Origin of the sequence: Microbacterium meiriae (assembly GCF_040702565.1) — a bacterium.
GTDB classification, from domain to species: Bacteria; Actinomycetota; Actinomycetes; order Actinomycetales; family Microbacteriaceae; genus Microbacterium; species Microbacterium meiriae.
This window is the reverse complement of the sequence record NZ_JBFBLJ010000001.1, coordinates 1,111,433-1,123,755: the sequence shown is the minus strand read 5'-3', so window position 1 is coordinate 1,123,755 and position 12,323 is coordinate 1,111,433. Positions and strand designations below refer to the sequence as shown.

Sequence of the window (12,323 nt, the reverse complement as noted above, 5' to 3'; positions counted from 1 at the left end):
TGGCATCCTGCCGGGATTACTCCTGGCCCGCGACGATGAAGTTGACGGCGTCGCCGACGGTCTTAAGGTTCTTGACCTCATCGTCGGGGATGGTGACGCCGAACTTCTCCTCGGCGTTGACGACGATCGTCATCATCGAGATCGAGTCGATGTCGAGGTCGTCCGTGAACGACTTCTCCAGGGCGACCTCGCTGGCGTTGATGCCGGTCTCGTCGGTGATCAGCTCTGCGAGGCCGGCGAGGACCTCATCGTTGGTGAAAGCCATGGTGGTCTTCCTCTTTCTTACGGGTTGTATTCGGAACCGTGGAACAGTCTAGGGAAGGTCGGCGCGTCTTCAGGGGAGGACGACGACCTGGGCCGCGAAGACGAGGCCGGCGCCGAAGCCGATCTGCAGGGCGAGGCCGCCGGAGAGATCCGGGTGCTCGGCCATGAGGCGGTGGCTGGCGAGGGGGATCGAGGCGGCCGACGTGTTGCCGGTGGTCTCGATGTCACGGGCGATGACGGTGGTCTCCGGAAGGCCGAGCTGCTTGGCGAACTCGTCGATGATGCGCATGTTCGCCTGGTGCGGGATGAAGGCGGCGAGGTCGGAGGCCTCGATCCCGGCCTTCTCCAGCGCCTCGCGGGCGACCTTCGCCATCTCCCAGACCGCCCAGCGGAAGACCGTCGGACCTTCCTGGCGGAGCGTCGGCCACGGCACCACGCCGTCGCGGAAGTCGGTGAGGGTGCCGTTCATGCCGACGGCGTCGGCCTTGGAGCCGTCGCTGCCCCAGACGGCAGGGGCGATGCCCGGCGTGTCGCTCGGGCCGATGAGAGCCGCGCCGGCGCCGTCGCCGAGGAGGAACGAGATGCTGCGGTCCGTGGGGTCGACGACGTCGGACAGCTTCTCCGTGCCGATCACGAGGGCGTGGCGGGCGGCACCGGCCTTGATGAGCGCGTCGGCCTGCGCCACCGCGTACGCGTAGCCGGCGCAGGCCGCGTTGATGTCGTACGCCGCAGCGGGGTTGGCGCCGACGCGGTCCGCCACGATCGCGGAGACCGACGGCGTCTGCTTCGGGTTGCTGATGGTCGCGACGATGACGAGGTCGACCTGGTCGGCCGGCACACCCGACTTCTCGATGGCCTCGGCCGCCGCCTCGGTCGCGAGGTCGATGGCGTCCGTCCCCTTGTCGGCCCGGACGCGCGTGATGATGCCGGTGCGCTGCCGGATCCACTCGTCACTCGAGTCGATGGGCCCGATGAGGTCTTCGTTGGGCACCGCGTTCTCGCCGCGAGCCGCGCCGAAGGCGTAGATGCGGGTGTAGGCGGGCCCGGCGATCTGGGCGAGGGAGGCGGTCATGCGGCTTCTCCGTTCAGCAGCGCGACGGCGGCTTCGAGGTCTTCGGGGGTCTTCACGGCGACCGTCGGCACGCCGCGCAGGCCGCGCTTGGCGAGACCGACCAGGGCGCCCGCGGGGGCGAGCTCGATGACGCCGGTCACGCCGGCGTCGGCGAAGGAGGTCATGCACAGGTCCCACCGGACGGGCGAGGAGACCTGGTCGACGAGGTAATCGAGCGCTGTCCCGCCGTCGGTCACGACGGAGCCGTCACGGTTGGTCCAGAGCGTGATCTCGGGGTCGGCCGGCTGGACGTCGGCCACGGCGTCGCGAAGAACCGAGACGGCGGATGACATGTAGTCGGTGTGGAACGCGCCGGCGACCTGGAGCGGCACCACGCGCGTGCCCTTGACCGGCTCCTCGGCGAGGGCCGCCAGGGCCGGAAGAGGGCCGGCGACGACGATCTGCCCGCCGCCGTTGAAGTTCGCCGGCGCGAGGCCGAGCTCGGCGAGTCGGGCGAGGAGCGTCTCCTCGTCACCGCCGAGGACCGCGCTCATCCCGGTCGGGGTCTGGGCCGCGGCATCCGCCATCGCCCGCCCACGGATGCCGACGAGGCGCATGCCGGTCGTGGCGTCCAGGACACCGCTGCCGACGAGAGCGGCGATCTCCCCGACGGAGTGCCCGGCGATGCCGTCCGCGCGGCGACCGGCGGCGGCCACGAGAGCGTCACCGGCGACGAGGGAGGCGGCCACGATCAGCGGCTGGGCGACGCGGGTGTCGCGGATGGTGTCCGCGTCCGACTCGGTGCCGTGCGCGCGGAGATCGACCTGCGCGGCCTCGGAGTAGGCGGCGAGACGCTCCTCCACTCCGTCGAGCTCGAGCCAGGGGGCGAGGAATCCGGGGGTCTGCGAGCCCTGTCCAGGGCAGACGACGACAATCACCCACCCAGTCTGCCAACGATCGCGGCAGAACGGTGGATGATCCATCACAAGATTGCGCGGAACCCTTGTGTGTGGCGCACAGGTTCGCCGTCTCGGTCAGCGCGGAGGGCGACGCAGAGGCGAACGGCGCCGGACCTGCTCCGCGGCTCCGATGGAGCCGAGGATGAGTGCGGTCTGCAGGATGAGCGCCTCGCGGGGCCCGGTCGCGTCCCACCCGATGACCTCGCTCACCCGCTTGAGGCGGTAGCGCACGGTATTGGGATGCACGAAGAGCTCGCGGGCCGTCGCCTCGAGGGACCGGCCGTTGTCCAGGTAGCTCCAGAGCGTCGTGACGAGGTCGGTCGAGTGCGCCTGCAACGGGCGGTAGATGCGCTCGATGAGGGTCTGCTTCGCGAGCGGATCGCCGGCGAGGGCGCGCTCGGGGAGGAGGTCGTCGGCCTCGACCGGCCGCGGTGCGCCGCGCCAGGCACGGGCGACGGCGAATCCGGCCAGGGCCGCACGAGCACTCTGGCTGGCGTCGACGAGGGCGGCGACCGCCGGGCCCAGCACGACGAAGCCCGGGCCGAACGAGGGCTCCAGACGCGTGGCGATCTCCTGGAACCCGAGCTCCTCGTCCTCGCCCTCCTGACCCTCGACGCGCGCGCGTCCGAGCACGAGGACGAGTCGCGAGCCCTGGACCCCGATGAGCACGTCGACCGCGAGCTTGCGCGCGGTGCGGCGCACCAGATCGACGTCGAACTGCGGGGGCGTGGTCCCGACGAGGACAGCGACCTCCCCGTGACCGTGCCACCCGAGCGCGGCGATCCGGCTCGGCAGCTCCTCGTCGGCCTCGCCGGTGAGGATCGAGTCGACGACGAGCGCTTCGAGCCGTGCGTCCCAGAGGCCGCGGGCCTCGGCGGCGCGGGCGTAGACGTCGGCCGCCGCGAACGCCACGTCCCGCGAGTAGAGCAGGATGGCCTCTCGGAGATCCGCGCCCTTGCCCGCGACCCGCTCCTCGGTCACCTCGACGGTGACGCGGATGAGCTGGAGCGTCTGCTGCAGACTCACACTCCGCAGCAGTTCACGGGGAGCGGCGGCGAAGATGTCCGCGGCGATCCATGGGGTGGACGTGGGGTCGTCGTACCACTGGATGAACGACGTGATGCCCGCCTGCGCCACCAGCCCGACCGCGGAGCGGCGGGCCGGTGGCATGTCGGCGTACCAGGGGAGGGTGTCCTCCAGCCGCTTGATCGTCACCGTGGCGATGTCACCGGAGATCCGGCGGAGCCAGGTGAGCGTGGCGGCCTTGTCCATGCCGGCGGCGGAGGCAGCTGTCACCGAGGGCTCAGCTTTCGCCGCCTGCGTTGCCGCTCGTGCCGGCGTTCACGTCGTGCAGGCGGTACTTCTCGATGGCCTGAGCGGAGAGGCCGCGGTCGACCTTGCCCTCCTCGGCCAGTGCCTGCAGCGTGCGCACGACGATCGACGGTCCGTCGATCTTGAAGAAGCGGCGTGCCGCGGCACGGGTGTCCGAGAACCCGAAGCCGTCGGCGCCGAGCGTGGCGAAGCGGTTCGGAACCCACGGGCGGATCTGGTCCTGCACGGCGTGCATGAAGTCGCTGACCGCGACGACGGGACCCTCGGCGCCCTGGAGCTTCTGCGTGAGGTACGCGGTGCGCGGCTCCTGCTCCGGGTGGAGGAAGTTGTGCTCGTCGGCGGCGAGGCCGTCACGGCGCAGCTCGGTCCACGAGGTGACCGACCACACGTCGGCGACGACGCCCCAGTCCTTCTTCAGCAGCTCCTGCGCCTCGAGCGCCCACGGCAGACCGACGCCGGAGGCGAAGAGCTGCGCACGGGGGCCGTCGCCCTCGCCGACGGAGACGCGGTGGATCCCGCGGACGATGCCGTCCACGTCCACGTCGGCCGGCTCGGCGGGCTGCACCATCGGCTCGTTGTACACGGTGAGGTAGTACATGACGTTCGGGTCCTCGTGCTGCCCGCCGTACATCCGCTCGAGACCGGAGCGCATGATGTGCGCGATCTCGTAGCCGTACGCGGGGTCGTAGGACACCGTCGCCGGGTTGGTGGAGGAGAGCAGGTGCGAGTGGCCGTCGGCGTGCTGGAGGCCCTCACCCGTCAGGGTCGTGCGTCCGGCGGTGGCGCCGATGATGAAGCCGCGGGCCATCTGGTCGCCGGCCGCCCACTGGGCGTCGCCGGTGCGCTGGAAACCGAACATCGAGTAGAAGATGTAGATCGGGATCAGCGGCTCGCCGTGCGTGGCGTACGAGGTGCCCGCTGCGGTGAACGCCGCGACGGCGCCGGCCTCGTTGATGCCGACGTGGACGATCTGGCCCTGCGGGCTCTCCTTGTAGGCGAGCAGCAGCTCCCGGTCGACCGAGGTGTAGTGCTGGCCGTTGGGGTTGTAGATCTTCGCGGTCGGGAAGTACGCGTCCATGCCGAACGTGCGCGCCTCGTCGGGGATGATCGGCACGATCCGGTGGCCGAACTCCTTCGAGCGCAGCAGGTCCTTCAGCAGGCGGACGAACGCCATGGTCGTGGCGATCTCCTGCGTGCCGGAGCCCTTCTTCGGCAGCGCGTAGGCGTTGTCCTCGGGCAGGGAGAGGCCCACGTGGGTCGAACGGCGCTCCGGGAGGAAGCCGCCGAGGGCCTTACGGCGCTCGAGCATGTACTGGATCGTCTCGTCCTGCGGTCCCGGGTTGTAGTACGGGGGCAGGTAGGGGTTCTCCTCGAGCTGCGCGTCCGTGATCGGGATGTGCATCGCGTCGCGGAACGTCTTGAGGTTGTCCAGCGTCATCTTCTTCATCTGGTGGGTCGCGTTGCGGCCCTCGAACTGCGGGCCGAGCCCGTAGCCCTTGACGGTCTTCGCGAGGATGACGGTCGGCTTGCCCTTGTGCTCGGTCGCGGCCTTGAAGGCGGCGTAGACCTTGCGGTAGTCGTGGCCACCGCGCTTCAGGTTCCAGATGTCGTCGTCGGAGTAGTCCTTGACCAGGGCGGCGGTGCGCTCGTCGCGGCCGAAGAAGTGCTCACGGATGTAGGCGCCGGACTCGGCCTTGTACGTCTGGTAGTCCCCGTCGGGGGTGACGTTCATGAGGTTGAGCAGCGCGCCCTCGGTGTCGCGGGCGAGCAGGTCGTCCCACTCCCGGCCCCAGACGACCTTGATGACGTTCCAGCCCGCGCCGCGGAAGAACGACTCGAGCTCCTGGACGATCTTGCCGTTGCCGCGCACCGGGCCGTCAAGGCGCTGCAGGTTGCAGTTGACGACGAAGGTGAGGTTGTCGAGACCCTCGTTCGCGGCGACCTGGAGCTGACCCCGGCTCTCGACCTCGTCCATCTCGCCGTCGCCGAGGAAGGCCCAGACGTGCGACTGCGAGGTGTCCTTGATGCCGCGGTTCTCGAGGTACTTGTTCGACATCGCCTGGTAGATGGCGTTGATCGGGCCGAGACCCATCGACACCGTCGGGAACTGCCAGTACTCCGGCATGAGGCGCGGGTGCGGGTACGACGGGATGCCGTTCGGCGCGTGCGACTTCTCCTGGCGGAAGCCGTCGAGCTGGTCCTCGGTCAGGCGACCCTCGAGGAACGAGCGGGCATAGGTGCCGGGGGAGGCGTGGCCCTGGATGAAGATCTGGTCGGCACCACCGGGGTGGTCCGCGCCCTTGAAGAAGTGGTTGAAGCCCACTTCGTAGAGCGCCGCGGAGGACGCGTAGGTCGAGATGTGACCGCCGACGCCGATGCCGGGGCGCTGGGCGCGGTGCACCGTGATGGCGGCGTTCCAGCGGATCCAGGCGCGGTAGCGGCGCTCGATCTCCTCGTCGCCGGGGAACTCGGGCTCGTTCTCCGGGGCGATGGTGTTGATGTAGTCGGTGGTCGGAACCATCGGCACGTTCAGGTGCAGTTCCTTGGAGCGCTTGAGCAGGCTGAGCATGATCTCGCGCCCGCGGCCGTGGCCCTTGGCGTCCACCAGCTCGTCGAGCGACTGCTGCCACTCACCGGTCTCTTCCGGATCGCTGTCGAGGGGGCCCTGAGAGTACGGATCCTGGTCGTGGACGGTCACGGGGGAACCTTTCGTCAAGCTGGCAGGTCATGCCAAGGAAACGGGAAGCGACACGGGCAGCCTTGTCGGCCGTGCACAACGCGCGCCGACCTCAGCCTAGCCCTCTTCCACGACACGGGTGCGCATCCGCGCCCGGATAGACTGAGCGCACCAGGGCCTTTAGCTCAGCTGGTAGAGCGCCACGTTTACACCGTGGATGTCGTCGGTTCGATCCCGGCAGGGCCCACCCGTATCGTTTGCAGCGGGGAGCGGCAATGGAGCGACGCATCGTCATCAGTGGGGCATCGGGCCTCATCGGATCCGCGCTCACCGCCGCGCTCCGCGCCGACGGGATCGACGTGAGCACCTTGGTGCGACGGGCCCCGCAGGCGGAGGGCGAGGTCGAGTGGGCGCCGGGCGACGCAGCCCTCGACCCGGATGTTCTCGCCGGCGCCGAGGCCGTCGTGGCCCTCGGTGGTGCGAGCGTCGGACGCCTGCCGTGGACGCGCGGGTATCGACGTCAACTCGTCGAATCGCGGCTCGACGCGACGAACACCCTCACCACCGCGCTGCGCGCCCTGCGCACCGACGCGCCGGCATTCCTCTCCGCCTCGGCCGTGGGGTACTACGGATCGGCGCCGGGCGAGGTGCTCACCGAGCACTCCGGACCCGGCAGCACCTTCCTCGCCGACCTCACCGTGCGGTGGGAGACCGCGGCGCGGCGCGCCGAGGACCACACGCGGGTCGCCCTGCTGCGGACGGCACCGGTGATCCATCGCCGGGGTGTGCTCCGTCCGATGATCACGCTCACGAAGCTCGGCGTCGCCGGCCCTCTGGGGACGGGCACGCAGATCTGGCCGTGGATCTCCTTGGAGGACGAGGTGCGCGGCATCCGCCATGTCCTCGATGAGAAGCTCGCGGGGCCCGTCAATCTCGCCGGACCCACGAGGGCATCAGCCAATGAGATCGGCCGCGCGCTCGCGCAGCGGATGCAGCGGCCGTTCTGGCTGCCCGCTCCCCGGTGGGCGTTGCGCCTCGCCCTCGGCGATGCCGCCGAGTCGTTGCTGCTCCCCGACGCCGATGTGCGGCCGGAAGTGCTGGAGCAGTCCGGCTTCCGGTTCACCCATCGGACCGCAGCAGAGGCGGTCGCCGCGGCGGTGTGATGACGCTGCGATTCTCCCGGCGAGACCCCTGCCGTCACAGCGCCCGCGCTGTCAGGATGGGCGCATGGAGATCATCGAGAACTCGAAGCTCACCGTCGTCGGCGCGGGAAGCGTGGGGTCCAGCGTCGCCTACGCCGCGCTCATCCGTGGCTCGGCACGCCACGTCGCCCTGTACGACATCGCGACCGAGAAGGTCGAGGCCGAGGTGCTGGACCTCGCGCACGGCACGCAGTTCACGGGCAGCAGCGACATCATTGGCGGAAGTGACATCTCCGTGGCCGCAGGTTCCCATGTCGTGGTCATCACCGCGGGAGCGAAACAGAACCCTGGACAGACGCGCACCGAGCTCGCCGGGGTGAACGCCGGCATCATCCGGCGCATGATGCCGGAGCTGCTCGCCGTCGCGCCGAACGCCGTCTACGTCATCGTCACGAACCCGTGCGACGTGCTCACGGTCATCGCGCAGCAGGAGACCGGACTGCCGCCGGAGCGCATCTTCGCGTCGGGCACCGTGCTCGACACGTCTCGGCTGCGCTGGAAGCTGGGGGAGCGGGCGGGAGTGTCCACAGCGAGCGTGCACGCCCACATCATCGGAGAGCACGGCGACACCGAGTTCCCGCTCTGGTCGCGGGCGACGATCGGCACGGTCCCGATCCTCGACTGGGAGACCCCGGACCACCCGCGCTTCACCCTGGAGGAGCTGGACGAGATCGCCGTCGACGTCCGCGACGCCGCCTACAAGGTGATCCAGGGGAAGGGCGCCACGAACTATGCGATCGGACTCTCCAGTGCGCGCATCGTGGAGGCGATCCTCCGGGACGAGCATGCGGTGATGCCGGTGAGCACGGTGCTCCACGACTTCCACGGGATCGACGGCGTCGCCCTGTCCGTTCCGTCCATCGTCAGCGCCGCGGGCGCGGTGCCGATCCGCACGACCGCGTTCTCGGATCGGGAGCTCGGACTGCTGCGGGAGTCCGCCGACGCGCTCACCGCAGTCACCGCGTCCCTGCAGGCGTGACGGCGGTGGGGCGGCCGGCCATCCACCGCGTTCACCGACCGTGCGGATCGGTGCGGTTGAGCACCGCGACGACCTCGTCGTAGTCGCCACGAGCCTCGCCGTAGCGGAGGAACTTCACCCGCTCGACCTGGATCTCGGTCGCGTCGGGCTGGGTCTCGATGAGGGACATGACCTCGTCGATGAACGCGTCGAGGGGCAGAGCAGCATCGTTCTCCGCGTGCCCGGGCATGAGATCCGTGCGCACCGCCGGCGGTTCGAGCTCCTGCACCGCGACGGTCGTCCCCGCGAGCTGGAGCCGGAGCGACTCGCTGAGCATGTGGATCGCTGCCTTGCTCGCGTTGTACGTGGGCGTGACCTTCAGGGGCGCGAAGGCGAGACCGGAGGAGACGGTCATGATGGTCGCCGCGGGCTGGGCTCGCAGGTGCTCGATGAAGGCGGCGATGAGACGGATCGGGCCGAGGATGTTCGTCGTGACGGTCTCCTCGGCGGTGGACAGGAAGCTGGCCGGCGTGGTCCAGTCCTCCGCGCGCATGATGCCCGCCATCGTGATGAGCACGTTCAGCGTCGGGTGCGCGACGAGGACCGCGGCCGCGGCCTCGTCGATGCTTCCCGGGTCCGTGGTGTCGATGCGGACGGTGCGGAGTGCGGGATGCTCGGCGGCGATCGCGGCCAGCCGGTCCTCTCGTCGCCCTCCCACGATCACGGTGTTGCCGCGCTCCTGCAGTCGGAGTGCCAGCGCCAGACCGATCCCGCTCGTCGCGCCGGGGATGAAGATGGTGTTTCCGGTGATGTCCATGACCTCAGCCTCGGCGCTGCACCGGCGCCGTTCCAGAGACGGCTGATCGGGGGATCGGCGGTCCCTGGATCCCGTCCGGTGTCCGGGGGATACTGCACGGATGGATCGCGATGCCCTGGCCGACTTCCTCCTGCGCCGTCGGGAGGCGCTCCGTCCTGCCGACGTGGGCCTGCCCGAGGGGACTCGGCGACGGACGGCCGGACTGCGCCGCGAGGAGGTCGCACAGCTGGCGACCATGTCGACGGACTACTACACGCGTCTCGAGCAGCGTCGGGGCCCGCAGCCGAGCGCGCAGATCCTCGCCGCCCTCGCCCGTGCGCTGCGGCTGTCCTCGGACGAGCGCGACTACCTCTACCGGCTCAGCGGGCTCAGCGCTCCCGATCGCGCGGTGATCACCGACTACGTCCGTCCCGGCATCCTCCGCGTGCTCGACCGTCTGCACGACACCCCGGCGTTCGTGGTCTCGGCTCTCGACGAGGTGCTGGTGCAGAACGACGCCTCGCGGGCGTTGATCGGTGACGCGAGCGCCCTGACCGGCCTCGACCGGAGCGGCATCCATCGCTGGTTCGCGCGACCGGACGAGGAGCGACGCCGGTACCGGGAGATCGATCATCCCCGGCAGTCCCGGGCACTGGTGGCGGCGCTGCGCGCGGCGTACGGAACGATGGGCGCACGGTCGCGGGCCGGGGAGATCGTGGCCGAACTGTCGGAGCGCAGCCCCGAGTTCGTGCAGCTCTGGGCGGCCCACGAGGTCGCCCGTCGCTTCGAGCAGCACAAGGTGATCGTCCACCCGGAGCTGGGGGAGATCGAGGTGGACTGTCAGGCGCTGTTCACGGAGGACGAGTCACAGGCGCTCATCGTCCTGACAGCGCAGCCGGGCAGCGAGGCCGCCGGAAAGCTGGAGTTCCTGCGCGTCCTGGGCACGCAGAGCGTCTGAGCGGTCGTGACTCAGGATTCCTCGTGCACGGCGGGGTCACCGTCGAACAGGCGCCCGTCCGCGCGTCCGAGCGCCGTGATCGCAGCGACCTCCGCGTCATCGAGCACCACGGCGGCCGCGGCGAGGTTCGCGGCCTGATGCGCCGCGGAGGATGCCTTCGGAATCGCGACGGTCTCTCTGGCCACGTGCCAGGCGAGGACGGCCTGCGCCGGGGTGATGTCGTGAGCGGCGGCCACCTCGCGGACGACGTCCTCGTCGAGGAGAGCCTGCGCGCGACCCAGCGGGCTCCAGGCCTCGGTGAGGATGCCGCGTTCGCGGTGATAGGCCAGCTGCTCCTCCTGCGGGAAGTACGGGTGCACCTCGATCTGATTCACGACCGGTCGGACCCCTGTCTCCCGCTCGATGCGCTCGAGATGCTCGGGGAGGAAGTTCGAGACGCCGATCTGGCGGACGACGCCGCGCGCCTGAGCGTCCACGAGAGCCGTCCATGCCTCGACGTACTCGTCCTGGCTCGGGTTCGGCCAGTGGATGAGGTGCAGGTCGGTCGCATCGAGGCCGAGGCGTGAGCGGCTCTCCTCGATGCTGGCTGTCGCCGTCGCGCGGGCGTGGTGCCGTCCGGGGAGCTTCGTCGTCACGATGACCTCGGAGCGGGGGATGCCTGCGGATGCGACGCCGCGCCCGACAGAGCCCTCGTTCTCGTAGTTGAAGGCCGAGTCAACGAGCCGGTATCCGGCACGGAGGGCCTGGGCGACGGCATCCGCTCCGGCGTCGCCGTTCAGGCGGTACGTCCCGAGGCCGAGAGCCGGCAGGGTGAAGCCGTTGTGGGCGCGGAAGGTGGGGACAGTGGTCATCGTTGCTCCTCCGTTGGCGTGCCTCCAGCGTAGAGCGAGTTGGAGGGTCGCGGCCCTCTGCGCGATGCTGGCAGGCATGACCCTGATCGTCGCGCTCTCATGACGGAGTCCGCCCGCTGCCCCTGTGCCTCCGGGGACATCTTCGCCGCCTGCTGCGGACCGCTCATCGATGGGGCTGCTGCGCCGACCGCCGAGCGGCTGATGCGCTCGCGGTACACGGCGTTCGTAAGGGAGGACGCCCCATACCTCCTTCGCACCTGGCACCCGGATACGCGACCGGAGACGATCGGCTTCGACACCGACCTGGAATGGCGGCGGCTGGTGATCGTGGATCGCGTGGCGGGCGGCCCTTTCGACACTGTGGGCGTGGTCGAGTTCGAGGCCTTCTGGCGTCAGGGCGGCACGCGCGGATCGCTGCACGAGCGCAGCCGCTTCGTCCGCGAGGACCGGACGTGGTTCTACGTGGAGGGCGACATCCGGTGATGCGGCGCTCGGCCCGGCAGCGACTAGATTTGAGAGCGTGAACGCCACCCCGGAGAACCAGCGCACCCTGCTCGACATCGCGGACCTCGACCGGCGCATCGCGCAGGCGGAACGAGCCCGCACCCGGCCGAGCCAGGCGGGCCGGATCGCCGAACTCGTCGCCATCCGGCAGGAGCAGCTCCGTGAGCTCACGGTTCTGACCGGTGCCAGGGATGACGCCCGCACCGAGCTCTCGCGGCTGGAGTCCGATGTCGCGCTGGCCGAGCAGCGCCGCGACCGCGATGCCCAGCGCCTCGCGGCAGCCACCAATCCGAAGGAGGCGCAGGCCCTGGAGCACGAGCTCGCTAGCCTCGCCAAGCGCCTGAGCGACCTCGAGGATGCCGAGCTCGACATCATGGGCCGGGTCGAGGAGGCCGACGCCGCCGTGGCCGCGCAGCAGGCCCTGTTGGACGCGACGACCGCGGAGGGCAGCGCTCTCACCGCCCAGGGCAAGGCCGACGTCGCTGCGGCGACCGAGCTCGGCGCCCAGCTCGCGCGCGACCGGGAGGCCGTCGCCGCCACGGTTCCCGCGCCCCTGCTCGCGGAGTATGATCGCCGCGCCGTGAACAGCGCCGGAGCCGCGCTCCTCACCCGCGGTACGTGCGAGGGGTGCCGGATGATGCTCCCCGGCACTGATCTCAACGACATCCGTCGCGCGCCCGAGGACGAGGTGGTCTCGTGCCCCGAGTGCGGCTGCATCCTCGTGCGCACTGAGGAGTCGGGACTCTCGTCGTGAGCGCATCCGGCGCGCAC

Annotated in this window: 12 protein-coding genes and 1 tRNA gene; 6 read left to right on the top strand and 7 right to left on the bottom strand. The window is 70.2% G+C overall.

Annotation, left to right across the window (positions count from 1 at the left end; all coding sequences use genetic code 11):
* Nucleotides 1-16: 16 nt before the first annotated feature.
* The 5 genes from AB0310_RS05455 to aceE all read right to left on the bottom strand — a co-directional run bounded on the left by AB0310_RS05455 (nt 17) and on the right by aceE (nt 6,304).
* On the bottom strand, nt 17-265 hold the full coding sequence (locus AB0310_RS05455; protein ID WP_017202249.1) for an acyl carrier protein: 249 nt from the start codon (nt 263-265) through the stop codon (nt 17-19).
* A 69-nt stretch (nt 266-334) separates the two neighbouring features.
* Nucleotides 335-1,336 (bottom strand): beta-ketoacyl-ACP synthase III, encoded by a 1,002-nt coding sequence (locus AB0310_RS05450; RefSeq protein ID WP_366236733.1) that lies wholly within the window; start codon nt 1,334-1,336, stop codon nt 335-337.
* Nucleotides 1,333-2,253 (bottom strand): ACP S-malonyltransferase, encoded by a 921-nt coding sequence (locus tag AB0310_RS05445; protein WP_366236732.1) that lies wholly within the window; start codon nt 2,251-2,253, stop codon nt 1,333-1,335. The genes AB0310_RS05450 and AB0310_RS05445 overlap by 4 nt, the downstream gene beginning before the upstream one ends.
* Before the next feature lie 96 nt (nt 2,254-2,349).
* Entirely contained in the window at nt 2,350-3,546 is a 1,197-nt protein-coding gene (locus AB0310_RS05440; RefSeq protein WP_187664166.1) for a PucR family transcriptional regulator, read from the bottom strand.
* A 31-nt stretch (nt 3,547-3,577) separates the two neighbouring features.
* The gene (aceE, locus tag AB0310_RS05435; protein WP_268776235.1) at nt 3,578-6,304 is read right to left on the bottom strand and encodes a pyruvate dehydrogenase (acetyl-transferring), homodimeric type; all 2,727 of its coding nucleotides are present in this window, start codon (nt 6,302-6,304) and stop codon (nt 3,578-3,580) included.
* Between the two features lie 153 nt (nt 6,305-6,457).
* On the opposite strand from aceE, the gene AB0310_RS05430 reads away from it, so the two are divergent.
* From AB0310_RS05430 to AB0310_RS05420, 3 genes are all read left to right on the top strand, one after another.
* Nucleotides 6,458-6,530 (top strand) — tRNA-Val (locus AB0310_RS05430).
* Nucleotides 6,531-6,558: 28 nt separating this feature from the next.
* Nucleotides 6,559-7,446: a TIGR01777 family oxidoreductase gene (locus AB0310_RS05425; RefSeq protein ID WP_366236731.1), complete on the top strand. Its 888-nt coding sequence runs from the start codon at nt 6,559-6,561 to the stop codon at nt 7,444-7,446.
* 64 nt (nt 7,447-7,510) lie between these two features.
* Nucleotides 7,511-8,464 (top strand): L-lactate dehydrogenase, encoded by a 954-nt coding sequence (locus AB0310_RS05420; RefSeq protein ID WP_366236730.1) that lies wholly within the window; start codon nt 7,511-7,513, stop codon nt 8,462-8,464.
* Nucleotides 8,465-8,495: 31 nt separating this feature from the next.
* Here AB0310_RS05420 and AB0310_RS05415 read toward each other — a convergent pair whose 3' ends face one another.
* The gene (locus tag AB0310_RS05415) at nt 8,496-9,260 is read right to left on the bottom strand and encodes an SDR family oxidoreductase (protein ID WP_366236729.1); all 765 of its coding nucleotides are present in this window, start codon (nt 9,258-9,260) and stop codon (nt 8,496-8,498) included.
* Between the two features lie 100 nt (nt 9,261-9,360).
* On the opposite strand from AB0310_RS05415, the gene AB0310_RS05410 reads away from it, so the two are divergent.
* On the top strand, nt 9,361-10,197 hold the full coding sequence (locus tag AB0310_RS05410; RefSeq protein ID WP_366236728.1) for a helix-turn-helix transcriptional regulator: 837 nt from the start codon (nt 9,361-9,363) through the stop codon (nt 10,195-10,197).
* Between the two features lie 11 nt (nt 10,198-10,208).
* On the opposite strand, the gene AB0310_RS05405 is transcribed toward AB0310_RS05410, so the two are convergent.
* Complete coding sequence (locus AB0310_RS05405; protein WP_363443734.1) at nt 10,209-11,048, bottom strand: aldo/keto reductase; 840 nt, start codon at nt 11,046-11,048, stop codon at nt 10,209-10,211.
* A 99-nt stretch (nt 11,049-11,147) separates the two neighbouring features.
* Between AB0310_RS05405 and AB0310_RS05400 the strand changes: the two genes are divergently transcribed.
* Nucleotides 11,148-11,531, top strand: coding sequence for a YchJ family protein (locus tag AB0310_RS05400; RefSeq protein WP_366236727.1), 384 nt, complete (start codon nt 11,148-11,150; stop codon nt 11,529-11,531).
* 37 nt (nt 11,532-11,568) lie between these two features.
* Nucleotides 11,569-12,306 carry a zinc ribbon domain-containing protein gene (locus tag AB0310_RS05395; RefSeq protein WP_259952445.1) on the top strand — a complete coding sequence of 246 codons (738 nt, stop codon included), beginning with the start codon at nt 11,569-11,571 and terminating at the stop codon, nt 12,304-12,306.
* Nucleotides 12,307-12,323: the final 17 nt, after the last annotated feature.

Bases quoted from the DNA above. Each gene is read 5' to 3' on its own strand.
- AB0310_RS05440 (WP_187664166.1), bottom strand. From the start codon at position 3,546: ATGGACAAGGCCGCCACGCTCACCTGGCTCCGCCGGATCTCCGGTGAC.
- AB0310_RS05450 (WP_366236733.1), bottom strand. From the start codon at position 1,336: ATGACCGCCTCCCTCGCCCAGATCGCCGGGCCCGCCTACACCCGCATC.
- AB0310_RS05425 (WP_366236731.1), top strand. From the start codon at position 6,559: ATGGAGCGACGCATCGTCATCAGTGGGGCATCGGGCCTCATCGGATCC.
- AB0310_RS05420 (WP_366236730.1), top strand. From the start codon at position 7,511: ATGGAGATCATCGAGAACTCGAAGCTCACCGTCGTCGGCGCGGGAAGC.
- AB0310_RS05410 (WP_366236728.1), top strand. From the start codon at position 9,361: ATGGATCGCGATGCCCTGGCCGACTTCCTCCTGCGCCGTCGGGAGGCG.
- AB0310_RS05415 (WP_366236729.1), bottom strand. From the start codon at position 9,260: ATGGACATCACCGGAAACACCATCTTCATCCCCGGCGCGACGAGCGGG.
- AB0310_RS05400 (WP_366236727.1), top strand. From the start codon at position 11,148: ATGACGGAGTCCGCCCGCTGCCCCTGTGCCTCCGGGGACATCTTCGCC.
- AB0310_RS05405 (WP_363443734.1), bottom strand. From the start codon at position 11,048: ATGACCACTGTCCCCACCTTCCGCGCCCACAACGGCTTCACCCTGCCG.
- AB0310_RS05455 (WP_017202249.1), bottom strand. From the start codon at position 265: ATGGCTTTCACCAACGATGAGGTCCTCGCCGGCCTCGCAGAGCTGATC.